This window comes from Agrobacterium sp. 22-226-1 (assembly GCF_053522345.1).
In genome coordinates this window covers 59960-83005 of record NZ_JBNWCP010000002.1, presented here as the reverse complement: position 1 = coordinate 83005, position 23046 = coordinate 59960, and the positions used below count along the sequence as shown (strand labels likewise).

The 23046-nt window shown below is 59.0% G+C and carries 16 protein-coding genes; 11 read left to right on the top strand and 5 right to left on the bottom strand.

The features are described 5' to 3' along the window. Window positions 1–67: 67 nt before the first annotated feature. Window positions 68–3718, top strand: a complete 3651-nt coding sequence (locus tag ACQZ5K_RS03400) for an Ig-like domain-containing protein (RefSeq protein WP_448739675.1) — start codon at window positions 68–70, stop codon at window positions 3716–3718. A 125-nt stretch (window positions 3719–3843) separates the two neighbouring features. Here ACQZ5K_RS03400 and ACQZ5K_RS03395 read toward each other — a convergent pair whose 3' ends face one another. Next, a complete protein-coding gene (locus ACQZ5K_RS03395) occupies window positions 3844–4908 on the bottom strand; it encodes a class I SAM-dependent methyltransferase (RefSeq protein WP_448739674.1) in 1065 nt (354 codons plus the stop codon). A 365-nt stretch (window positions 4909–5273) separates the two neighbouring features. Next, window positions 5274–6110 carry an alpha/beta fold hydrolase gene (locus tag ACQZ5K_RS03390; protein WP_448739673.1) on the bottom strand — a complete coding sequence of 279 codons (837 nt, stop codon included), beginning with the start codon at window positions 6108–6110 and terminating at the stop codon, window positions 5274–5276. Between the two features lie 229 nt (window positions 6111–6339). Here ACQZ5K_RS03390 and ACQZ5K_RS03385 point away from each other — a divergent pair, with 229 nt between their 5' ends. Then, window positions 6340–7338: a GlxA family transcriptional regulator gene (locus ACQZ5K_RS03385; protein WP_448739672.1), complete on the top strand. Its 999-nt coding sequence runs from the start codon at window positions 6340–6342 to the stop codon at window positions 7336–7338. A gap of 138 nt (window positions 7339–7476) precedes the next feature. On the opposite strand, the gene ACQZ5K_RS03380 is transcribed toward ACQZ5K_RS03385, so the two are convergent. Beyond that, the gene (locus ACQZ5K_RS03380; protein ID WP_448739671.1) at window positions 7477–8442 is read right to left on the bottom strand and encodes a GlxA family transcriptional regulator; all 966 of its coding nucleotides are present in this window, start codon (window positions 8440–8442) and stop codon (window positions 7477–7479) included. Between the two features lie 88 nt (window positions 8443–8530). Between ACQZ5K_RS03380 and ACQZ5K_RS03375 the strand changes: the two genes are divergently transcribed. The 7 genes from ACQZ5K_RS03375 to ACQZ5K_RS03345 are packed head-to-tail and all read left to right on the top strand — an operon-like array spanning window position 8531 to window position 16814. Then, complete coding sequence (locus ACQZ5K_RS03375) at window positions 8531–9418, top strand: beta-keto acid cleavage family enzyme (protein WP_149743794.1); 888 nt, start codon at window positions 8531–8533, stop codon at window positions 9416–9418. A 42-nt stretch (window positions 9419–9460) separates the two neighbouring features. Continuing rightward, window positions 9461–11017 carry an ABC transporter substrate-binding protein gene (locus ACQZ5K_RS03370; protein WP_149743793.1) on the top strand — a complete coding sequence of 519 codons (1557 nt, stop codon included), beginning with the start codon at window positions 9461–9463 and terminating at the stop codon, window positions 11015–11017. Next, the gene (locus ACQZ5K_RS03365) at window positions 11014–12468 is read left to right on the top strand and encodes a carnitine 3-dehydrogenase (protein ID WP_448739670.1); all 1455 of its coding nucleotides are present in this window, start codon (window positions 11014–11016) and stop codon (window positions 12466–12468) included. Before ACQZ5K_RS03370 ends, ACQZ5K_RS03365 begins: the two co-directional genes overlap by 4 nt. Beyond that, window positions 12465–13436 (top strand): ABC transporter permease, encoded by a 972-nt coding sequence (locus ACQZ5K_RS03360; protein WP_448739669.1) that lies wholly within the window; start codon window positions 12465–12467, stop codon window positions 13434–13436. The genes ACQZ5K_RS03365 and ACQZ5K_RS03360 overlap by 4 nt, the downstream gene beginning before the upstream one ends. A gap of 4 nt (window positions 13437–13440) precedes the next feature. Then, window positions 13441–14268, top strand: a complete 828-nt coding sequence (locus ACQZ5K_RS03355; protein WP_448739668.1) for an ABC transporter permease — start codon at window positions 13441–13443, stop codon at window positions 14266–14268. A gap of 4 nt (window positions 14269–14272) precedes the next feature. Then, window positions 14273–15880 carry an ABC transporter ATP-binding protein gene (locus ACQZ5K_RS03350; RefSeq protein WP_448739667.1) on the top strand — a complete coding sequence of 536 codons (1608 nt, stop codon included), beginning with the start codon at window positions 14273–14275 and terminating at the stop codon, window positions 15878–15880. Then, window positions 15870–16814 carry an alpha/beta hydrolase gene (locus tag ACQZ5K_RS03345; protein ID WP_448739666.1) on the top strand — a complete coding sequence of 315 codons (945 nt, stop codon included), beginning with the start codon at window positions 15870–15872 and terminating at the stop codon, window positions 16812–16814. Before ACQZ5K_RS03350 ends, ACQZ5K_RS03345 begins: the two co-directional genes overlap by 11 nt. Window positions 16815–18156: 1342 nt before the next feature. Here the strand turns inward: ACQZ5K_RS03345 and ACQZ5K_RS03340 are convergent. Further along, complete coding sequence (locus tag ACQZ5K_RS03340; protein ID WP_448739665.1) at window positions 18157–18621, bottom strand: Lrp/AsnC family transcriptional regulator; 465 nt, start codon at window positions 18619–18621, stop codon at window positions 18157–18159. Between the two features lie 159 nt (window positions 18622–18780). Between ACQZ5K_RS03340 and ACQZ5K_RS03335 the strand changes: the two genes are divergently transcribed. Then, window positions 18781–19794: a 1-aminocyclopropane-1-carboxylate deaminase gene (locus ACQZ5K_RS03335; protein ID WP_223568791.1), complete on the top strand. Its 1014-nt coding sequence runs from the start codon at window positions 18781–18783 to the stop codon at window positions 19792–19794. A gap of 200 nt (window positions 19795–19994) precedes the next feature. Next, window positions 19995–22313, top strand: a complete 2319-nt coding sequence (locus ACQZ5K_RS03330; RefSeq protein ID WP_448739852.1) for a transketolase-like TK C-terminal-containing protein — start codon at window positions 19995–19997, stop codon at window positions 22311–22313. Between the two features lie 38 nt (window positions 22314–22351). On the opposite strand, the gene ACQZ5K_RS03325 is transcribed toward ACQZ5K_RS03330, so the two are convergent. After that, window positions 22352–23044, bottom strand: a complete 693-nt coding sequence (locus ACQZ5K_RS03325) for a GntR family transcriptional regulator (RefSeq protein WP_448739664.1) — start codon at window positions 23042–23044, stop codon at window positions 22352–22354. Between the last annotated feature and the right edge of the window lie 2 nt (window positions 23045–23046).

The window sequence follows — 23046 nt, the reverse complement described above, 5'->3', positions numbered from 1 at the left end:
AAATCATTTCCGCCCGGCATCAGACAAGGCAATCAGTTAGCGAAAAGGTGTTTGCCCGGAGGGGACCATGGCAGCTATCCAGTTTATTGCGTTTATGGGGCAATCCAACGCCGACAACATGTTCAACCTCTATGGGGACGATGATTCCGGCGCTTCGGTTCTTGCGGCCGAGCTTTCGTCCTATCTCGGCATTGCCGGCGGTGTTTCGGCGTCCACGCTGAAAACAACGATCCAGGGCACGGGAACATCATCGAAATTTACGACCGCCGACAATGTGGTGGTTCAGGATTTTGCCAAGGGGGCGAGCGGCGTCGATGGCAATGCGGCCGATGCGCCGGGCGCAGATCTTCTTTGGTGGTATCCCGACACGAACACGCCCGGAGCACTGGCACTGGCTGCGATCCAGGGCATCAATGCCACGGTTGCCGCCCTTGAGGCGCAAGGCTACACGGTCGAACTGAAAATTGTCTGGGCGCAGGGCGAGGCGGATGCCAAGCGCATCATGGACGGTACGAGCGACGTTGAGACCTATAAGGAAGCGACGGTCGAGGTGCTGGACTATATTCGCGCCCAGACCGATCCAGCCGCGCCGGTTTTCATACAGGAGGTTGCCGATACGGCCTATACGGGTTCTGATGCCCGCTGGAACGGAGGGCAGGATATCGTTCGCGAGGCGCAACGCGAAATCGCGGCCAGTCGCGACGACATCTATATCGGTTCGATCACCGAAGATCTGCCGCTGAAGGATCAGGTCCATACGGACAACGAATCCTACGAAGTGGTTGGAGGCCGGCTTGCCAATTACATCGCCTATACGGAAGGGCTGACCGGCACAATTTCAGGGCCGCGTCCTTCGCCGGACCCGGATGAGGTGATGGAGCCCGGCGACACCGCTCCTGTTGCCGTTGCCGACAGCCACATTACCGTGACCGAGAACCGGACGACGGTCAGCAGCACGTTTAATCTGCTTGCCAATGACAGCGATGTGGATGGTGATGTCCTGCGGGTGACGCAGGCAACCCATGGTTCTAAGGCTTCCGCCATTCAGGCAGCGGAAACCGCCGTTGCCGGCAAATACGGCACGTTTTATATCAGTCCGAGTGGCAGCTATTACTACAAGGTGGACCCAACCCTCGCCGCCACCAACGCCATCGCGGCCGGGCAGACCGCCGAGGACAATCTCACCTATCGAATTTCCGACGGGCGCGGTGGAACAGCCAGCGCGGTCGTCACGGTGACGATCACCGGTCTGAATGATGCGCCGACGGCGGTTGCCGATACCGCCTCGATCGTCAAAACCGTTTCGGGCAACGGCAGTCTTCTGACCAACGATCTCGATCCGGATACCGGCGACGTGCTTTCCGTGCTTTCCGGCAGCGCCGCCGGCGGGGCGATGCAGAGCGTGACGGCCGGCGGAACCACCATTGTCGGCAGTTACGGATCCCTGATCCTGAAAAGCGATGGAAGCTGGGTCTATCAACCGAACCAGAGCAATGCTGCCGTTGCAGCGCTTTCCGGCTCCGCATCGTTATCGGAAGTCTTCAACTACACCGTCCGCGACAGCGCAGGTCTTCAGTCCCCGGCATCGCTGACAGTTTCAATTCGCGCCTCCTCCATAGGTGGTGAGCCCCAACCGACGATCAGCGGAACGGCAGGAGCTGATACGCTGCGCGGCACGGCAGGCGCAGACGTGATTGCCGGCCTGGGTGGTAACGATACGATCAAAGGGCTTATCGGAGACGACATCCTCTTTGGTGGCGACGGTAACGACTATCTGGAAGGTAACGAGGGCAACGACCGGCTTGACGGTGGTGCGGGTGTCGATACGCTGAAAGGTGGTGCGGGTGCGGATACCTTCGTTATCAGCAGCATGAGCGAGATAGGCGATATCGTTTCCGATTTTCGATCCGATGACTTCCTCGATCTCTCCGGCATTCTGGCAATGCCGACCGGAACCACGGGGGCGAGCGCATTTGCGGCGGGCTATATCCGCCTTTCACAGTCGGGCGCGGATACCCTCGTCGAGGTGGACGTGGATGGTGCCGCCGGAACCGGCGCCTTCGCAACGGTTGCGACGCTCAGCGGGATTACCACGTCGAGCGTGAAGGCGGCGCAATTCGTCGTCACGCCGCCGGTTTCGTCTGGGCCTGCCAATACCGCGCCGTCCGCGACAGGCGAGGTCAGATCCGTTTCGGAAGACGGCCCGGGCAACACGGTTTCCGGCAACCTGCTCGCCAACGATCAGGATAGCGACGGCGACACCCTGTCCGTCGCCTCGATCGTGATCAAGGGCGTGACCTATTCGCTGGGCGCGTCGCAAACCATTCAGACCAGTTACGGTGCGCTGACGATTGCCGCCAATGGTGACTATAACTTTACGCCATCTGCGACCAATCCGGTCGTCAACGCGCTCTATTTCGACAATCTCGTCGAGAGTTTCGAATATACCGTTTCGGATGGTCGCGGCGGAACCGCCAAGGCGAGCCTCTCGATCACGATTGCAGGCAGCAACGACGCGCCGGCGGCGGTCAGCGACACCGGCATCGTGTCGGTCAACGCCAGCGCGACAGGCAACGTCGTCGCCAATGACACGGATCCCGATGCCGGCGATTTCATGGCGGTGACCCGCGTGGTGCATGGCTCGTCGAGTGTTGCCGTCACCGGAAACGATACACAATTGGCGGGTACTTACGGCCTGCTGGTCATCGATTCCGACGGCACGTACAGTTACGTTCCGAATGTTTCCAACCCGGCGGTTTCCGGCCTTTCGGGCGGCTCGACGCTGACAGAGACCTTCAGCTACACCATTCGCGACGAGACCGGTCTGCAATCGACGGCCAGTCTGGTGTTCACCATCAAGGAAGCGAACCACGCACCGGTCGCCGCTGACGATGCAGCGACAGCGACGGCAGGCGCGACCAATGCGACAGGAACCGTTCTCGGCAATGATAGCGACGTCGATACCGGTGACGCATTGACGGTCCTGTCTGCCAGCGGCACCGGCGCAGCAGTCAACATCACGGGCGCGGGAAGCACAATTGCCGGCAGCTTCGGAACGCTTCTTCTGAAAGCGGACGGGAGCTGGAGTTACGACATAAACGAGACCAATCCTTCAGTTGCAGGCCTGTCGGAAACCTCCAGCCTCACGGACATCTTTCGCTACACAATCCGGGACAGCCAAGGTGCGATGGCGACGGCGACGCTGTCCCTGACGGTCAAGGGCGCGCCGGCCAGCGGCGGTCCGGGATATGGAACCCCAACCATCGTCGGGACAGAAGCGGGCGAAACGATATCCGGCCTGGCCGGCAATGATATCATCGAGGGCAGGGGCGGCAACGATGTCATCAAGGGCAGGCTCGGCGATGACATTCTCGTTGGCGGTTCCGGCAACGACACGATGGAGGGCAATGAGGGCAACGACATACTTTATGGTGGAACCGGCAATGACCAAATGAAGGGCGGAGCGGGTGCTGATACGTTCTGGTTCGGCAGCGGTCACGGCGCCGATATCGTGCATCAGTTGCGCGCCGACGACACTCTGGTATTCACCAGCGATCTTTTCGTGTCCAAGGCCGCTTTGCTCGCGGCCGTAACGGTGGTTTCGGCAAATGAACTGTTGGTCGCGACGCCGGATGGCGGTTCTATCCAGTTCCTCGACACCACACTGAGCGATTTGCAAAAAAGCGGCTTCGCGATCGCAGACGGCTTGTTCGTCTAAGCTGTCGCCGATAGCGTTATTATTCCTGTTTGCTGGGCCGAGAAGGCCAAGTCCGGTACGTCGTATTCGCTTCCCAATACATTGGGACCCATTTGATGCCGCGCGTTTTCCGCCTGCGGCACATCCTAACGTCGCGCTTCCAGCACCATGTTGAAAGGCCCCGTAAAGGCCCGTCTGACATGGGTAAAGCCACCCGAGCTGATGACTTCAGAAAGCTTGGCTTCCCCGGCTTGTGCTCCCAATGCTTCACCCACCTCCTGATCAAGTGATGTTGGCACGCAGATCATAGTTGACGCATTGTAGTAGAGGCGGCCGACAGGATTCATGTTGTCAGCCGGGCGGTCGCCCGCAATCGGCTCGACGATCATCCAGGTGCCGTCCTGTTTGAGAATACGGGACATATGCCCGGCACACCCGCGGGGATCACCCATATCGTGCACACAGTCGTAACTGGTGATCAGATCGAAATCCGTATCCTGGATGTCCTTGGCCGTCGCTGCGACAAACTTCACCCGGTCGTCCACTCCATGGCTTCGGGCATGTTTGTTCGCCTCTTCTATGGATGGCTCGTGGAAGTCATAGCCGATGAAGCTGGCGTTGCGATATGCCTCGGCCATGAGAATTGTCGAGAAGCCGACGCCACAGCCGACATCCGCCACCTTGGCCCCCTTCATCAATTTGTCCTCCACGCCCGGAAGGGCAGGCAACCACGATTGCACGATATTGTTCACATATCCCGGCCGAAAGAACGCGCCCGTTGCGCAGAAAAGGCAACCTGCGGTGTCTCCCCATCGCACCCCGCCGCCAGTTCGGAAACTGTGCTCAACCTTCGGCTCTCCCTCGATCATAGCAGCCACCAGATCGAAAGCGCCTTCCAGATAGACGGGACTGTCCTTGTTGACGAATACCATCGCCTGCTCGGGTGAGAGGCTGAACATCCCGGAACCGCTGTCGTAGTCGATGTACCCGTTCGCTGCCTGTGCCAGCGCCCACTCCCTCACGTATCGCTCCGACAGGCCGCCAGAAGCTGCTGCCAGGCTTGAAGAGGTTGCCGGTCCAACGCGATCCAGCGTATCGAACAGGCCCAGTCGCAAGCCGATCCTGACGGTTGGAACGCTGAAGGCGCCTCCAAGGTCACCCAGCATTTTACCAATGAAAGAATGTAGTTTTGTTTCATCGAGCTGTGTCATCGCATTCCCCCCAAATCGCTTCGTTGGCGGGCAAAGGCTGGCCGCAAATTGATTGCGTCAGTGAATGCTCGTAGACCACGTAACATAGCCGAAGGCCCCGAAATTGTCACGCGAACGACCTATCGCCCATTTTGGTAGTCCACTGCTGTCCAGAGTCACCCAAACGGGCGATGATCGATGGTTTGGAGCATTGTCGTCGACCCGACTTGGATTGGGAAGCATCACGGGATCGGGCGCAGTAGTCGGTTTCGCGTGAGTATGCACCCGACCGGCGACATATCGCACCGCCTGGCGAGGCCACATGGCCTGATGCGAAACGCAAAATGCGGCCGAACGCTCGGCCGCATTTTGATTTTGCAGAAGGATCAGCCCTTGATGAAGGCCAGAAGATCGGCGTTCAGCACATCGGCATTCACGGTCAACATGCCGTGCGAGAAGCCGGGATAGGTCTTCAGCGTGCCGTTTTTCAACAGCTTCACCGATTTCAGGGCGGAGTCGGCAATCGGCACGATCTGGTCGTCTTCACCATGCAACACCAGCGTCGGTACGCCGATATTCTTCAGGTCTTCGGTCTGGTCGGTTTCCGAGAAGGCCTTGATGCCATCGTAATGGGCCTTTGCGCCGCCCATCATGCCCTGACGCCACCAGTTCTGGATAACGCCTTCATGAACGGTCGCACCATCGCGGTTGAAGCCGTAGAACGGACCGGCCGGGACATCGCGGAAGAACTGCGCACGGTTTGCGGCAAGGGCTGAGCGGAAGCCGTCGAAAACCTCCATCGGCAGACCTTCGGGATTGGCTTCGGTCTTGACCATGATCGGCGGCACGGCGGAAACGAGAACCGCCTTGGCGACACGGCCGGCGGGTTCGCCATGTTTTGCGACATAACGGGCGACTTCGCCACCGCCGGTGGAATGGCCGATATGAACGGCGTTCTTCAGATCCAGCGCTTCGACGACGGCAAAGGCGTCGGCGGCGTAATGATCCATGTCATGACCGTCGGCGACCTGGGCGGAACGGCCGTGGCCACGGCGGTCATGGGCGACGACGCGAAAACCCTTGGAAACGAAGAACAGCATCTGCGCATCCCAGTCATCGGACGACAGCGGCCAGCCATGGTGGAAAACGATCGGCTGGGCATCCTTCGGGCCCCAGTCCTTGTAGAAAATCTCAGTGCCGTCTCTGGTTGTTACGAAACCCATGTCAATTTCTCCTTGTGCTGAATGGTTACTGGAAGGGGTCTGCGAGAAGGCGATCGTCGGAATGCTCACGCTGGCAAGCGCGATGCTACCGATCAGTACGCTGCGTCTCGACACGAAAAACCGATCTGCGTCAGATGTCATACATATCTCCTGTCGAGCTTTGTCTTCGAATGCCCTTGGTTGACTTGAGGAACTTAGCGCCATCCGCTATCACAGGCACGTGGCGCAAATGACTTTATCAGAGGCAAAAGTGACAAATCTTGAACCGGCTGACTTTATCGAGGTCGGATTACTGATCTATCCGGATTGTCAGCTGGCTGCGGTCTACGGACTGACGGACTTGTTCCGTGTCGCCGGCGACTGGGCAACGGATTTACAGGAACCAACAAGCCTTCGAAAAATCCGCGTCAGTCACTGGACGGTTGAGGATGGCGCGGTTTCTTGCACCTGGGATTCGGAAACCAGAGCATCGCATTCGTTGAGCTACATCATCGCGCCACCGAGCATCGTCATGCCGGAGAAGATGCAAAGCATGCGGCCTGCGTCAAAATGGCTTTCATCCCAGCATGCGCTTGGTGTCACCGTCTGCTCGATCTGCGCCGGCGCGTTCGTTCTCGCCGAAACGGGGCTCATCGATGGACGGCGTGCCACGACCCACTGGGCCTTTGCCGAGAGACTTGCCGAGCGGTTTCCCAAAATAGACGTTTCGCCCGATAACATGATCATTGACGATGGAGACGTGATCACCGCCGGAGGCATTCTGGCTTGGGCCGATCTCGGCCTGCTTCTCGTTGAAAAGCTTCTAGGGCAGACCGTAATGCTGGAGACGGCGCGTTTTCTGGTCGTGGATCCGCCTCGGCGCAGTCAGAGCCAATACAAGACATTCATCCCGCGATTTGATCACGGCGACAAAGAAGTGCGACAAATCCAGCATCAATTCCACGCAGCGCCAGAGCTGCAAAAATCGATCGGTGAACTGGCAGACAGCGTCCATCTTTCAGAAAGGACGCTCCAGCGTCGCTTCTTGCGTGCGACAGGATTGAAACTGACGGAATATCTTCAAAACGTGCGCATCATGAAAGCGCGGCAATTGCTCGAGACGACGAATGGCTCGGTCGAGAGCATCGCCTGGGCGGTCGGCTATGCGGATCCGGCAGCATTCCGGAAGATATTTGGCAGGTTAACGGGAGCGACGCCGAACGTTTATCGTGGCGATGTGCGACTTTGATTAAGCTTGTGGGCGACAAACTTCCTGTTGCGGACCGAGGTCGCCGTCCCGTTGATGCCGAAATCTACCGTTTCGACGTCAGCCCATCTTCAGCAATGTGCCTGTGCGGGCAAGTCTCATCTGAACGGCGCAAACGGGTCATGTGGAGGTAGCCTTTGCCTTCTTCTGACGAAGCGTTTCTCCGAACTTAATCCGATAGGCACGCGCAAGCGTGGAGGGCGAGGAAAACCCTGTGCGAAAAGCAATTTCATAAAGCGACAGATTGGTTTCCACCGCGAGTGCGCGGGCATGAGAAAGTCTGATCTGGCTGTAGTATTGGCCCGCGGACATACCAAGATATTGGTGAAACAGGCGATCCATACTGCGCTCTGAAACCGCAACACGGTCGGCAATGATTGGCAATTTGAGCGGCTGTTCGGCGGTTTCACGCATAACGATGATGGCACGCTGTAAGGCTGTGGGGAGGCCATGATCGCTCATCCGGCCGGCGAACCCTCGCGCCAGCCCCCTTTCACCAGGTTTTTGAACACCGCCGAACATGTTGGCGACATCAAACCGCAGCGCCTCGCCCGCGTGTTTGCCGATGAGGTCGAGTGACCAGCTCAGAACACTCTGTGCATCTCCGCAAGTGACGATGTTTCCGTCTACGACATAGGGTCCGTCCGTGACACGGACCTCGGGAAAATTCTCCGAAAATTCCTTCTTCTCCATCCAGTGGATCGTCGCCTTGCGTCCTCCCAGAAGACCCACGCGCGCAAGCAGCCACGCACCGGTGTCAAGCCCGCCCACCACCGGCAATCCGCGGGCTTTTCTGCGCACAGCAGCCGCTGAATCGTGATCAAGGTGATTTCGCACACCGTAGCCTGCAACAAGCACCAGTGCGTCGGTCGCTCCGATGCGGGACAGGGGTAGGTCAGCGCCAATCACCGCACGTGACGAGCTGGCGATGGGACCACCGTTCAAAGAGCATAATTGCCATGAAAACAGCTGACGCCCCGAAAGATCGCGGGCTGCCCGCAGAGGCTCAATGGCGCTGGCGAGCACCATGTTGGAAAAGCCCTCGAAAAGCACGAACGTCAGGTGAAACGGCGATTTTGGCGACATTTGCATAATTTAGCGCAAATCATGCACATTGCGACTGGAAATTTGCTGTCACACTCCCTTGGAATTTACCTCGTTTCCGGAGTTTTTCATGAACCGCGATGTCTTCATCACATGCGCTGTCACCGGTTCCGGTCAGAGCCATACGAAGTCAAGTCTCGTACCGATCACGCCAGCACAAATTGCCGATGCCTGCATCGAGGCTGCCAAGGCCGGCGCCGCCATCGCCCACGTCCATGTTCGCGACCCAAGTACCGGGACGCCCTCTCGCGATCCGGCTCTTTACCGGGAAGTTGTCGAGCGTGTCCGCGCTTCGGATACGGATGTCGTGCTCAACCTGACGGCGGGGATGGGTGGAGATATCGTTCTCGGATCGGCGGAAGCGCCGTTGCCGCTCGCGCCACAATCCGATCTGGTTGGCGCAACCGAGCGTCTGATCCATGTGGAAGAATTGCTGCCGGAAATCTGCACGCTTGACTGCGGAACGATGAATTTCGCGGAAGCAGACTATGTGATGACAAACACCCCCGGCACGTTGCGTGCCATGGCCCGGCGCATTCAGGCAGCTGGCGTGCGTCCGGAAATCGAGGTCTTCGATACAGGGCATCTCTGGCTTGCCAGGACACTCGTCGATGAGGGGCTCATCGACGATCCCGTGATGATCCAGCTTTGCATGGGGATCCCCTACGGCGCGCCAGCCGATATCAACAGCCTCATGGCGATGGTCAACAACATCCCGCAAGGATGGACCTATTCGATGTTCTCGATTGGCCGCATGCAGCTGCCATATGTTGCACAGGCGGCGCTCGCGGGCGGTCATGTCCGTGTCGGGCTGGAAGATAATATCTGGCTGGAAAAGGGTGTGCTCGCGCGCAACGGCGATCTGGTCGAACGCGCGGCCACCATTTTAACAGGCATGGGTTGCCGGATTCTTACCCCACAGGAGGTTCGCGACAAGCTCAAACTGCTTCGGCGCTAATCAGCATCTCATCAAACTATAATAAAGAGAGGAACTGTTGAAATGAGCAAAGCACTATTCGACGTAACCCGACGCGGCCTCTTGGCTGGCGCAGCTGGCCTTGCGGCTGCCGGGCTGATCCTGCCATATGGCGCAAGAGCAGCAGAACCGAAACGTGGCGGCACGTTGCGTATCGGTCATCTTGGCGGCGCGACCTCCGATACCACAGACCCTGCGACATTTGCTGCCGGCCCGGTCGTCACCGCCATGCTGGCGGTGTGCAACAACCTCGTGGAAATCGACGCCGAGGGCAAAGCGGTGCCGGAGCTTGCGGAAAGCTTCGAGACCGACACAGACGCGCGCATCTGGACTTTCAAGCTGCGGCAGACCGCAACCTTTTCCGACGGGCGCAAGCTGACTGCCAAAGACGTGATCGCTTCATTCAATCACCATCGCGGACAGGATTCCAAGTCCGGCGCGAAGGGATCTCTCTCGCAATTGACCGACATTCGCGCCGATGGCGATCATGTCGTGATCTTCGAACTTAAATCAGGCAATGCCGATTTTGCCTATCTTACCTCCGACTACCACTTCGTCATCATGCCGGCCAACGAGGACGGAACGCTGAACTGGCAATCCAAACTCGGCACAGGTGGATACGTACTGGCCGATTTTGAACCCGGCGTTCGCATTACCTTGAAACGTCGCGATGACTACTGGAAATCGGATCGGGCCTGGTTCGATACCGCCGTTCTGTCAACCATCAACGACGCCACGGCGCGTCAGAATGCGTTGATCACCGGCGAGGTCGATGTCATCAACTCGCCCGACCTTGCAACGCTTCCGCTTCTTTTGCGCCGACCGGGGATCAAGGCGACGGAAGTCACGGGCACCGCCCATTACGCGATGCCAATGTTCTGTGATGCAGCACCGTTCAAGGACCCGAATATTCGCCTCGCCCTCAAACACGCCATCGACCGCAAGGCGGTGCTTGACAAGGTTCTGCACGGGCACGGCCGCATCGCCAACGACAGCCCCATCGCGCCCGCTAACCGCTACTTTGCCGCCGACCTGCCGCAACACAACTATGATCCTGATAAGGCAAAGCACTATCTCAAAAAGGCAGGCATGGATGCGCTCAAGGTGGAAATATCCGCATCGGACGCAGCCTCCGTCGGGGCGCTGGCCATGGTTCAGCTGTTCCAGCAGTCCGCCAAGGCGACTGGGATCGATCTCGGCATCAAACGGGAGCCGGACGACGGATACTGGTCGAATGTCTGGCTGAAGAAGCCGTTCTGTGTGAGCTACTGGAATGGCCGCCCGACCGAGGACGACATGTTCAGCCTCGTTTATGCCAAAGGTGTCGATTGGAACGAAAGCCACTGGGATAACGAGCAGTTCAACTCGCTTCTTGTAAAGGCGCGCACCACTCTGGACGAAAAGCTGCGTGCAGAAATGTATCACGAGATGCAGGGGTTGGTCAGTGAGGATGGCGGGACGATCATTCCTGTCTTCGTAAATTATGTCGATGTCTCCAATGACAAGGTTGCGCATGGCCCCGTTGCCAACAACCGCTTTTTCGACGGCTGGAAAATCGTAGAACGGTGGTGGCAGGCATGAAAATCGCAGCAATTGGAGGCGGAGTCATCGGCGGCGGCTGGATCGCCCGCTTCATACTGGCCGGTCATGACGTTGTTGTCTTCGATCCGCATCCCGAAGCAAACCGTATTGTCACAGAAGTAATGACAAATGCGTCCGAGGCATGGGGGAGGCTTTATCAATCACCTCTGCCCAAGCCAGGGGCAATAGTCTGGGCAGGCTCGATCGCCGAGGCGGTAGCAGGTGCGGACTACATCCAGGAAAGCGTTCCGGAGCGGCTTGATCTCAAACATCGTATCATTGCCGAAATCGAGGCAGCGGCTTCGTCTCAGGCGATCATTGCCTCTTCCACCTCCGGGTTCAAGCCGTCGGAATTGCGCGAAGGCTCAGTTCATTCCGAGCGCGTCATCGTGGCGCATCCCTTCAATCCGGTCTATCTCCTGCCGGTCGTGGAAGTGGTGGGCGGGGGCGTTGCAGCGCAAAAGGCGTCCGACATTCTGATGTCGGTGGGCATGAAGCCGGTGCAGATCGGTCGGGAAATCGATGCACATATAGGTGACCGCCTGCTCGAGGCGATCTGGCGAGAAGCGCTTTGGCTGGTCAAGGATGGGATCGCGACCACTCAGGAAATAGATGACATCATCCGCTACGGCTTTGGATTGCGATGGGCGCAGATGGGACTGTTCGAGACCTATCGCATCGCTGGCGGCGAAGCTGGTATGCGTCACTTCCTTGCTCAGTTCGGCCCGGCGCTGAAATGGCCATGGACCAAATTGATGGACGTGCCGGACTTCAATGACGACCTGATTGACCTGATTGCCGGCCAATCGGACGCACAGTCAGGGGCATACTCCATTCGAGAGCTTGAGCGCATTCGCGATAGCAACCTGATCGGTATTTTCCACGCACTCAAAGCGAATGATTGGGGAGCCGGACAGACCGTCAAAGCGATGGAAAATCGCTTTTATGCCCGTCACGGTAAGATGCAGTCAGATTATCCGCTGCGTCTCCATGAAGCCCATGTGAACGGTGGCTGGGTCGATTACAACGGTCACATGACCGAATTTCGCTACTTGCAGGTATTGGGCGATGCGACTGACGCCTTTCTCATCCATATAGGGCTCGACGCCGACTATCGCGCCGGTGGTCATTCCGCTTACACGGTCGAAACCCACATCCGTCATCTGGCGGAAGTAAAGGCAGGTGCGCGGCTCACGGTGGAAACCAGGCTGTTTGGTTATGACGAGAAGCGCCTTCGCCTCCATCATGCGATCCTGAACGAAGATGGCGAGACAGTCGCGACCGGGGAGCATATGCTCCTGCATGTCGATACCAAGGCAAACCGTACAGTGGCAATGCCGACACCATTGATGCGCGCACTTGATCATGTCAACGCGCAGGAAAATGGATCACTGCCAGATCACGCCGGGGCCGGTATCCGTGCGGTACGGTTGAAGGAGACGTCGGCATGACGAGCGGACGAAAGCGCCCCATTCGGCATATGGTGGCCGTGCGGCTGGGTCTCGGCTTGTTCACTCTGCTTTTTATTTCCCTCCTGATTTTTCTTGCCGTTGGCCTGCTGCCGGGCGACATTGCCCAGCAGGTCCTCGGCCAATCGGCGACGCCCGAAACTGTGGCAGCTTTTCGCCGGGAGCTGGGCCTCGATCAACCTCTTTCATGGCGGTATCTCACCTGGATCGGCGGCATCCTCACCGGCGATTTTGGTCATTCGCTCGCCAACGGTCGACCTGTTGCGGAGCTTCTGTCGGCGCGGCTGGGCAATACGCTGTTTCTCGCTGCATACGCAGCCGCCATCGCGATACCACTGGCGGTGCTGTTGGGGCTGCTGGCGGCGATGTGGAGAGGTACGTGGTTCGACAGGGTCATCAACATCATGACCCTCTCGGCGATCTCATTTCCTGAATTCTTCGTCGCATACATCCTGATGTTCTGGCTTTCCGTACACATGGGATGGTTTCCATCGGTAGCCGATCCCGGCGCGGCACCCGACTTCTTCGACATGCTGCGCCGCGCCTTCCTTCCGGCAATAACGCTCGTCCTTGTCGTGACAGCGCATATGATGCGCATGACGCGCGCTGCGGTGCTGAATGTGCTCGCCGAACCCTATGTCACAATGGCACGCCTCAAGGGCGCCTCCCGCTGGCGCATCATCACCAGGCATGCCCTGCCCAATGCGCTTGCGCCGATTTCCAACGTCATCGCGATCAACGTTGCATGGCTCATCACCGGTGTCGTCATCGTAGAGGTTGTTTTTGTCTACCCTGGTCTCGGCCAGTTGATGGTCGACAGTGTTACCAATCGTGACATGCCGGTGGTGCAGGCCTGCGCCCTTATCTTTGCCTCAGTTTATATCCTCCTGAACCTCTTGGCCGACGTGCTGGCAATTGCCACCAATCCGCGCCTGCTGCATCCAAGGTGAGCTGATGACGAGCCTTGCCCGGACAATCAGGACCATGCCTTTAACCGCGCTGATCGGTCTTATCATCATCGTCATCTATGTTGTCGTGGTCGCGTTTGCCCCAATGATCGCGCCCTACGACCAGGCCGAAATCGTCGGCGCGCAATTCGAACCCTGGAGTACGGCTTTTCCCCTCGGCACGGATGCGCTTGGCCGCGACATGCTCTCGCGGCTCATCTGGGGCGCACGCAATACTGTCGGAATTGCCGTCGCGACCACGGTGCTTGCTTTCGCGCTCGGTGCGGTAGCCGGTCTTCTTGCTGCGGCGCTCGGCAAGTGGTTTGATCTCGTTCTTTCCCGCATTGTTGACGTGATGATGGCGGTGCCGCCTCTGATCCTGACATTGCTGGCGCTATCGGCGCTTGGGTCGGGCGTCGTCAATCTGATCCTGATCGTTGCGGTTCTCGATTCGACACGCGTCTTTCGTCTGGCGCGCGCGACCGCGGCAAATGTCATGGTCATGGACTATGTGGAGGCGGCGAAACTCAGAGGCGACGGCATCGCCTGGATCATTCTCAAGGAAGTACTTCCCAACATCACCGCGCCCCTCATTGCCGAATTCGGGTTGCGGTTCTGTTTCGTCTTTCTGACCATCTCTGCGCTTGCCTTCCTGGGGCTTGGGCTACCACCACCGATGGCTGACTGGGGCGCGATGGTTCGCGACAACGCCGCCCTCATCACCTTTGGAGATATCACCCCGCTTCTACCGGCCGCCTGTATCGCCGTGCTGACGGTTTCGATCAATTTTGTCGTGGACTGGATGTTACATCGCGCCTCGGGATTGAAAGACTAAAGCCATGTTGCTGAAGATCGAAAACCTCAAAGTTGAAGCAAAGAATGAGGATGGTTGGTCCCCGATCCTGCACGGCATAAATCTCGAAGTGAGACGCGGCGAGGTCGTTGGCCTCATCGGCGAGTCTGGTGCCGGCAAATCGACGCTTGGCCTTGCAGCCTTAGGTTTTGCCCACGCGGGCCTGCGTTTTGCAGGTGGGCGCGTTCTCGTGGAGAATGTTGATCTGCTGCGTCTGAGCGAACGGGAGAGGTCGGCCTATCGAGGACGGCGCGTTGCCTATGTCGCCCAATCTGCTGCCGCCAGTTTTAACCACGCTTGGCGATTACTTGATCAATTCTGCGAGGGCCCGGCCATACACGGCACCGCGAGCAGACCGGATTGCGAAATCTTTGCGCGTCAGCTTTACGCCAGCATGCATTTGCCCGATCCGGCAAATTTCGGGTTGAGATTTCCGCATCAGGTGTCGGGTGGACAGTTGCAACGTGCCATGGTGGCGATGGCCATGGCCTGCAAACCCGATCTCATCGTTTTTGACGAACCGACGACAGCGCTAGACGTGACAACGCAGATTGGCGTACTTACCGCCATCCGCTCAGCCGTCGAAACATCGGGAACTGCAGCGATCTACATCACCCACGATCTCGCCGTCGTGGCTCAGATGGCTGATCGTATCAAGGTCATGCGTCACGGCAGGGAGGTGGAGGAGGCGCCTACACGCCAGATCATGCAGGCTCCGCGCGACGACTACACTCGCTCGCTCTGGGCCGTGCGGGAGTTCCGCCGCCCTGAACGCCGACTGGAGAGAAAGGACGCGCCTGTCATCAGCATCAACAATATTACCGCGTCTTATGGCCACTTTGATGTCTTGCGTGACGTCGCGTTTGAAATTCCGCGCGGTGCCACCGTCGCTGTTGTCGGAGAGTCGGGTTCGGGAAAATCAACCGCCGCCCGCGTTGTTACGGGCCTCCTGCCGCCGCGCATTGGCAGCATAGAACTGAATGGAGAAGTGCTGCCGCCGAGCCTTAACCGCAGATCGCGCGAGCAATTGCGCAAGATCCAGATGATCTATCAAATGGCTGATACAGCCCTCAATCCGCGCCACTCCATCCGCCAGATTCTCTCCCGTCCGCTACAATTTTATCTGGGCTTGAAGGGAGCGGCGCTGGAAAGCCGCCTTGCGGAGCTGATGGAGCAGATCGAGCTTGAGCCCAGGCAATTTCTTCATCGGCGACCCGGCGAGTTGTCTGGTGGCCAAAAGCAGCGGATCGGCATCGCCAGAGCGCTGGCGGCAAATCCTGAGATTATCATCTGTGACGAAGTCACGAGCGCACTTGATCAACTGGTGGCCGAGGGCATCCTGCGTCTTCTCAGTCGCCTCCAGGACGAAACTGGCGTTTCCTACATGTTCATCACGCACGACATCGACACAGTGCGCGCGATTGCTGACGACGTTGTGGTGATGAAGGGTGGAACGGTGCAGGACAAGGGCAGCAAGGCCGAGGTCATGGATCCACCGCGCCATGACTATACGCGTCAGTTGCTCGCCTCTGTGCCGCAGATGGATCCGGATTGGCTAAGGCGTCATAACGGGGGCAAACCATATGATCAGTGATCCTCAGGTTCTCGCCTTCATTCGCAAAACCGAAGACAGCTATCCAGCGCAGGCAAACACAGCGGACGCTGCGGAAAACCGCATCCTTTACGATGCGATGTGCGCAAATTTCCGAGTACTTCGACCAGAAAAAGTCAATGTCGTTGATCGGGAGGTCGGTGGGGTAGCATGTCGGATATATGGCTTGGCATCACCCGTTTGCGTCCTTTACCTGCACGGCGGAGGCTTTGTCGTGGGCGGGCTCGACAGCCATGATGACGTCTGTGCGGAAATCGCTGATGCGACCGGTTTGCAGACTATCTCGGTCGACTACCGCCTTGCACCGGAGCACCTGTGGCCGGCACAGATAAACGACGTTGAAGCGGTTTGGCGAGCACTGGATCGACCCGTTGTGGTCGTCGGCGACAGCGCTGGCGGTCTGCTTGCTGCAGCACTTTGCCTTTCGCAAAAGGGCAAGAGGCAACCCTTGGGGCAGGTCCTTATCTACCCGGGCCTTGGTGGTGACGGGGACACGGCGTCCTATCGTGACAACGCCGAAGCCCCGCTATTGCGTGCCAGTGACGTAATTGTCTACAGGGATTTGCTTTTTGGTGGCGCACCCCCAACCGATCCGGTCGCCCGCCCGCTGAAGGCTCTGGACCTTTCAGACCTTGCCCCTGCATTTATTGTTACGGCAGATGTAGATCCCTTGCGTGACGATGGTTCGGCTTATGCCGAGCGGCTGTCAGCGGCGGGTGTCCCGGTAACTTGGCGCAACGAGCCCCAGTTGCCGCACGGTTTCCTGCGCGCGCGTGGAATGAGCGATCGCGCGCGTCGAAGTTTTCAAGCCGTGATTGCGGCGGTAAGCCGGCTCGCGTGTGATGAGGGCCTTTTAGCAAATTTTCCACATGAGCCATCCTGGACGCGCAAAGGACTGTCCGCTTCCGTACGGTAGCGCTCGCCCGCGATTCTGAAGCGATTGCAGAAAACAGGCGGGCCACCGCCATGATGCAAAGCGGTGGCCCGATTGAAAGCGCAATCCCGCCCTTTCCCATACTAGCAGGATGGCCGCATCTACGCGATCCTCTGCGATGTCCGTCATGCATATGCAAAGTCGGCGGCAGACGCCAGCTCACCGATTGTTGAGCGGTGGCGCGCGGCTTAGATCGCCATCTTGAGATCCTGAAAATGAGAACTCGTTCCAAAGCGTGATGGAGGGTAGCAGGTTTATTTTGTGGGTATTTTCGGTTGCGGACAGCGCGCCATCGATAAAAATATATTTTTATCAGATGGTTATCCGAAATTATGGCGGTGAGGGTCCGCTCTCCGTTGACCGCGGATGTATTGGCACTGTCGAGATCATGATACCAGTAAGGTCCGGCAGATTGCCTGGCCTTTTTTGCCGCGGCACTTCGCGGCGTTCAATCCGGAAAACCCTCTGTCACAGACACACAGCAAATTCCGTCAGAAGGCGGAGATTTCCTTTGCCAATACCCAATCGCGATTCTTCACCCGCAACAGTGCCGTAGAGGAACTCGATTCCCTCGTTCTGGCCTGCAAAAAAAACTCGGCGATTTCGTGAGGCGCGCCTTGCAAAAGAATTGAAAAACCGTGAGAGGGCGACCGCGTCTCTTTTCACGAGCCGAGCCAAGACGGTCTGATCTGCTCCGGCACTCGATCCAAGGCAAAGATTGGAAAAAAACAGAGACAATGATCTCGCCGATCGCCGTATCGCGGCTGCAGAAGCAGGGAAGTTTCGTTTCTGAGCGGCTGGCCGCGCTATTCCAGATCACCGAAGTGCATCACAAAACGATTTTAAGATTTGAACCTGCAAATGTTTCGGCGGATAAAAGGGGAGCGATGAAGTTCCATCCGCAGTACGCCCTGGAGCAGGGGTTCAGGATGCGATCGCTGCGCAGAGGAATGCGGACTCCTTGCATGGACGATTATCAACGACATTTCGCAGCGCCAAGATCCAGTTGTCATTCTCACGCCCGATGGGCGTAACGCCATCATCCGGGCTGCGCTTGCGACCGTACAGACGAGACAGTGGCCCCCGAGTAACGGCGCGACATTCGGACCTTATCCGCACACATGGGGCCGCCACGATAACGAAGAAGTAGACGCCTTGCTGGCAGAGGTGGCGTTACCGGAAACGGCGTCCTACGCCGAGCTGCGCGCGTTGCTAACTCCCTTGTCCGCACGCGCCTAAAGGCAATGAACCGACACTTGATCTGCCGGGAAATTGAGCCTGAGCCCGTCATTCTCCCGGTTCGGTCGAGGTGGGAAGGCATTTGTCAGAAATTCAGTGGCGCATTGTCGACCACTTCCTTCATTACGAAGAAGGTGCGGGTCTGGCGCACGCCGGGCAGGGCGATCAGTTGCGTACCATGGATGCGGTTGAAGTCCGCCATGTCGCGTACGCGGATCTTCAGGAAGTAATCGAAATCGCCCGCAACCAGATTGCAGTCCAGCACGAAAGTCAGCTTGGCGACCGCTTTTTCAAAAGTGCCGAAGCTTTCCGGCGTCGAGCGATCCAGCACCACCCCGACCATGACCAGCGCACCGCGGTCGACCTTCTGCGGCTCGACCATGGCTCTGACCGACTTGATATAGCCTTCCTGGAAAAGCCGCTGAGTGCGGCGATGGCAGGTCGCGGCACTGACATCGATCAGTTGCGCCAATTCGGCATTGCTGAGCCGCCCGTTGTTTTGCAGCAGGCGGAGCATTTTCAGGTCGATGCGGTCCAGTTCCGATGTCATGAAAGAATCTTATGAAAACTACCATAAAAATGAAAGATAAACCGGATTATTCTGTTTTTCGAATAGACACTACAAAAAATCAAGCTCAACTTAGAGAGCACCTTTCATCCGTGTAGTGGTAGCGTTTCCCCTGTGTCGTAACAAGCAGAAGGGGATCCCATGCTGGAGAAATTCGAGCGCTATCCGCTCACATTCGGACAAACCCACATCGAGAAATTGGAAAGGCTCTCGGAGCATCTGGGTGGCAAGGTCGAGCTCTATGCCAAGCGCGAGGACTGCAATTCGGGCCTGGCCTTCGGTGGCAACAAGCTGCGCAAGCTGGAATACATCATTCCCGACGCGATTGCCTCCAATGCCGATACGCTGGTCTCGATTGGCGGCGTGCAGTCCAACCACACCCGCATGATCGCCGCCGTTGCTGCCAAGATCGGCTTCAAGTGCCGGCTGGTGCAGGAAAGCTGGGTGCCGCACGAGGACGCCGTTTACGATCGCGTCGGCAATATCCTGCTGAGCCGGATCATGGGCGCGGATGTGCAAATGGTGGACGAGGGCTTCGATATCGGCATCCGGCAGAGCTGGGAGGAGGCCATCGAGGACGTCAAGGCCAAGGGCGGTAAACCCTATCCCATCCCGGCCGGGGCATCCGTGCACAAATATGGTGGCCTCGGCTATGTCGGCTTTGCCGAGGAAGTTCGCGCGCAGGAGGCCGAACTCGGCTTCAAGTTCGACTATATCGTCGTTTGCACGGTGACGGGATCGACCCATGCCGGCATGACGGTCGGCTTTGCCAAGGATGGCCGCGAGCGCAATGTCATCGGCATCGACGCCTCCTTTACACCGGTCCAGACCAAGGCCCAGGTGCTGGAGATCGCCCGCCGCACCGCCGAACTGGTAGAACTTGGCCGGGAACTGACGGCGGACGACATCGTCCTGATCGAGGATTACGCCTATCCGGTCTATGGCGTGCCGTCCGACGAGACCAAGGAGGCCATCCGCCTCTGCGCCCGGCTCGAAGGGATGATCACCGACCCGGTCTACGAGGGCAAGTCGATGCAGGGCATGATCGACCTGGTCAAGAAGGGCTATTTCCCGGAAGGCTCCAAGGTGCTTTACGCCCATCTCGGCGGCGCCCCGGCCATCAATGGCTATGCCTACACGTTCCGCAACGGTTGAACACTTGCCACGCCGTTCGGCGGGATGCTCGTTCCGCCGAACGGTGCAGACATGGGAACGGGATCTCAGCAGAGGAAGGCGAAAAGCCGCCGGCGGATCCTTATCAGGCGTGAACGCGTGACTGGGAGTCGACCGTGACAAGCACCGATATCGCAATTCTGAAAGCCATCGAGAAGCAGGTCCTGTGGCTCGCCTGCTGGATGATCCACAATGCCAATCACCTGCGCGAGAAGGGCGAGGTGAAGGTCGGCGGGCATCAGGCCTCCTCCGCCTCCATGGTCTCGATCATGACCGCGCTCTACTTCCACGCTCTGCGTCCAGAGGACCGCGTGGCGGTCAAGCCGCATGCCTCCCCGGTGTTTCATGCCATCCAGTACATCATGGGCAACCAGACCCGCGAGAAGCTCGAAAGCTTCCGCGGCTTCGGCGGCGCCCAGTCCTATCCGAGCCGCACCAAGGATGTCGATGACGTCGACTTCTCCACCGGCTCCGTCGGCCTTGGCGTAGCGATCACCGCCTTCGCCTCGATCATGCAGGATTACGTCCGCTCGAAACCCTGGGCGAAGGAGCGCCCGGCCGGCCGCATGATCGCGCTCGTCGGTGATGCCGAGCTCGACGAGGGCAATGTCTACGAATGCCTGCAGGAAGGCTGGAAGCACGATATCCGCAACACCTGGTGGATCATCGACTACAACCGCCAGAGCCTCGACGGCGTCGTGCGCGAAGGTCTCTGGCAGCGCATCGAGGCGATTTTTACCGCCTTCGGCTGGGACGTCCGCGTTCTGAAATACGGCGCCCTTCAGCAGGCTGCCTTCGCCGAACCCGGCGGCGCGGCCCTGCGCCGCTGGATCGACAACTGCCCCAACCAGCTCTATTCGGCGCTGACCTTCCAGGGCGGCGGCGCCTGGCGCAAACGCCTCATGGACGAAATCGGCGACCAAGGCGATGTCGCTGCATTGATCGAGCGCCGCTCCGATGCCGAACTCGCCGAACTGATGGCCAATCTCGGCGGACATTGCCTGGCATCGCTGACCGACGCCTTCGACGCCGTCGATCACGATCGCCCGACCGTCTTCCTCGCCTATACCATCAAGGGCTGGGGAACGCCTCTCTCCGGCCACAAGGACAATCATGCCGGTCTGATGACGACGAGCCAGATGGCTGAGTTCCAGGTGGCAATGCAGGTTGCACCCGGAACGGAATGGGACCCGTTTTCGACCATGGCCGACAACGCCGATACAAGGGCCTTCCTTGCCCGTGTGCCATTTTTCGGGCCGGGTCCGCGACGCTTCAAGGCGGAACGCATTGAGACCGAGGGGCCGGTCCTGCTGGAGGACCGCGTTCTGTCGACGCAGGCCGGCTTTGGCAAGATTCTCGACGCGATGGCCAAGACCGAGACAGCACTCGCCGACCGCATCGTGACCAGCGCGCCGGATGTCACTGTGTCGACCAATCTCGGCCCTTGGGTCAACCGGCGTGGCCTGTTTGCGCGCGACGCGCGGGCCGATACGTTTCGCGACGAGCGGGTGCCGTCCGTGCAAAAATGGCACTTCTCGCCGAAAGGCCAGCATATCGAGCTCGGTATCGCCGAGATGAACCTCTTCCTCCTGCTCGCCGCCGCCGGCCTTTCCCATTCGCTCTTCGGCGAACGCATCCTGCCGATTGGCACGGTCTATGACCCCTTCGTCTCACGCGGCCTCGATGCGCTGAACTACGCCTGCTACCAGGACGCCCGCTTCATGATTGTCGGCACCCCCTCCGGCGTCACGCTCGCCCCGGAGGGCGGTGCCCATCAGTCGATCGGCACCCCTCTGATCGGCATGAGTCAGGACGGGCTTGCAAGCTTCGAGCCGGCCTTCCTCGATGAACTATCGGTCATCATGGACTGGGCTTTTGACTACATGCAGCGCGACGGCGAGGGCGATCCGGACGAGCGCACCTGGCTGCGCGACGAAACCGGCGGATCGGTCTATCTGCGGCTGACGACGCGGCCGCTCGAACAGCCGGCGCCGCGCAGCGATCCGTGCTTCCGCCAGAGTGTCATCGATGGTGGCTACTGGTTGAAGCCGCCAGGCCCCAACGCCGATGTCGTGCTGGTCTATCAGGGTTGCATCGCCCCGGAAGCGATCGCGGCGGCCGGACTGCTCGGCGAGAGCCGGCGGGATATTGGCGTGCTGGCCGTCACCTCCGCGGACCGCCTGAACGCCGGCTGGACCGCGGCCCAGCGGGCGCGGCGCTGCGGCGTCAGCCGGGCATCCGGCCATGTCGAGACCTTGCTCGCCAGCCTGCCGGCCCATTGCACCCTGATCACCGTCACCGATGGACACCCGGCGGCGCTTGCCTGGCTGGGTGCCGTTCGCGGCCACCGGACGATACCGCTCGGGGTGGAACATTTCGGCCAGACCGGCACGGTGCAGGACCTTTATCGGTACTATGGCATCGACAAGGCGGGTATCGTCAGGACGGTGTCGGGATTAACGCGAGGGGCTGCGGTTTCCGAGCTTCTGCTATTCCCATGAGGTTCGGCGAGGTGGCTGCCCGAAATCGGCGGCAGGTTTCACGGGGCCTGCCTGCCGGCGACCTCGCGCGCTCCACTCATCGATTGGCGGTATTCCTCATAGATACTGCCCTGGACGCGGATATGGTCACGCATCACAGAATCGGCGCGCGCCCCATTGCCCGCCTCGAGCGCCAGCAGGATTTCCCGATGTTCCATCATCGACTGAAACAGGCGGTCGCCGAAGGAGAGCTGCGCCTGCCGGAAGGGCTTGAGGCGCCGGTGCAGATTGGCGGCCTCCTCGGCCAGGAAGCCGTTGCCGGACGCTTCGTAGATCATCGTATGAAAGGTGGCATTCTCGGCATAATAGCGCTTGTAGTCCTGCGCCTGAAGCGCTGCTTCGCAGGAGGAGGCGGCTTTGCGCAGAAGCAGCAGTTGTGCCTTGGTGATGCGGCCGGCCGCCAGCCGCGCGCACCAGGCTTCGACCTCGGCCATCACTTCGAACATTTCCACAAGACGGGTGAAATCGGGCTGGCGCACGAAGGCGCCGCGGTTGGGAATGAGCTCGACCAGGCCAGTGGCCGACAGAAGACGCAGCGCCTCACGCAGGGGCGTGCGCGATACGCCGAAATCCCGCGCAAGACGCATCTCGTCGAGGCGCTCGCCGTCCCTGAACTTTCCTTCGGCAATCATCGTCTCGATACGTTCATAGAGCACGTCAGCGGTCGGTATTTTCAATGCGGACAGGTTCATGG

What these genes read in the sequence shown, in the direction of transcription:
- ACQZ5K_RS03400 (WP_448739675.1), top strand. Translation starts at nt 68, where the DNA reads ATGGCAGCTATCCAGTTTATTGCGTTTATGGGGCAATCCAACGCCGAC.
- ACQZ5K_RS03395 (WP_448739674.1), bottom strand. Translation starts at nt 4,908, where the DNA reads ATGACACAGCTCGATGAAACAAAACTACATTCTTTCATTGGTAAAATG.
- ACQZ5K_RS03390 (WP_448739673.1), bottom strand. Translation starts at nt 6,110, where the DNA reads ATGGGTTTCGTAACAACCAGAGACGGCACTGAGATTTTCTACAAGGAC.
- ACQZ5K_RS03385 (WP_448739672.1), top strand. Translation starts at nt 6,340, where the DNA reads ATGACTTTATCAGAGGCAAAAGTGACAAATCTTGAACCGGCTGACTTT.
- ACQZ5K_RS03380 (WP_448739671.1), bottom strand. Translation starts at nt 8,442, where the DNA reads ATGTCGCCAAAATCGCCGTTTCACCTGACGTTCGTGCTTTTCGAGGGC.
- ACQZ5K_RS03375 (WP_149743794.1), top strand. Translation starts at nt 8,531, where the DNA reads ATGAACCGCGATGTCTTCATCACATGCGCTGTCACCGGTTCCGGTCAG.
- ACQZ5K_RS03370 (WP_149743793.1), top strand. Translation starts at nt 9,461, where the DNA reads ATGAGCAAAGCACTATTCGACGTAACCCGACGCGGCCTCTTGGCTGGC.
- ACQZ5K_RS03365 (WP_448739670.1), top strand. Translation starts at nt 11,014, where the DNA reads ATGAAAATCGCAGCAATTGGAGGCGGAGTCATCGGCGGCGGCTGGATC.
- ACQZ5K_RS03360 (WP_448739669.1), top strand. Translation starts at nt 12,465, where the DNA reads ATGACGAGCGGACGAAAGCGCCCCATTCGGCATATGGTGGCCGTGCGG.
- ACQZ5K_RS03355 (WP_448739668.1), top strand. Translation starts at nt 13,441, where the DNA reads ATGACGAGCCTTGCCCGGACAATCAGGACCATGCCTTTAACCGCGCTG.
- ACQZ5K_RS03350 (WP_448739667.1), top strand. Translation starts at nt 14,273, where the DNA reads ATGTTGCTGAAGATCGAAAACCTCAAAGTTGAAGCAAAGAATGAGGAT.
- ACQZ5K_RS03345 (WP_448739666.1), top strand. Translation starts at nt 15,870, where the DNA reads ATGATCAGTGATCCTCAGGTTCTCGCCTTCATTCGCAAAACCGAAGAC.
- ACQZ5K_RS03340 (WP_448739665.1), bottom strand. Translation starts at nt 18,621, where the DNA reads ATGACATCGGAACTGGACCGCATCGACCTGAAAATGCTCCGCCTGCTG.
- ACQZ5K_RS03335 (WP_223568791.1), top strand. Translation starts at nt 18,781, where the DNA reads ATGCTGGAGAAATTCGAGCGCTATCCGCTCACATTCGGACAAACCCAC.
- ACQZ5K_RS03330 (WP_448739852.1), top strand. Translation starts at nt 19,995, where the DNA reads ATGATCCACAATGCCAATCACCTGCGCGAGAAGGGCGAGGTGAAGGTC.
- ACQZ5K_RS03325 (WP_448739664.1), bottom strand. Translation starts at nt 23,044, where the DNA reads ATGAACCTGTCCGCATTGAAAATACCGACCGCTGACGTGCTCTATGAA.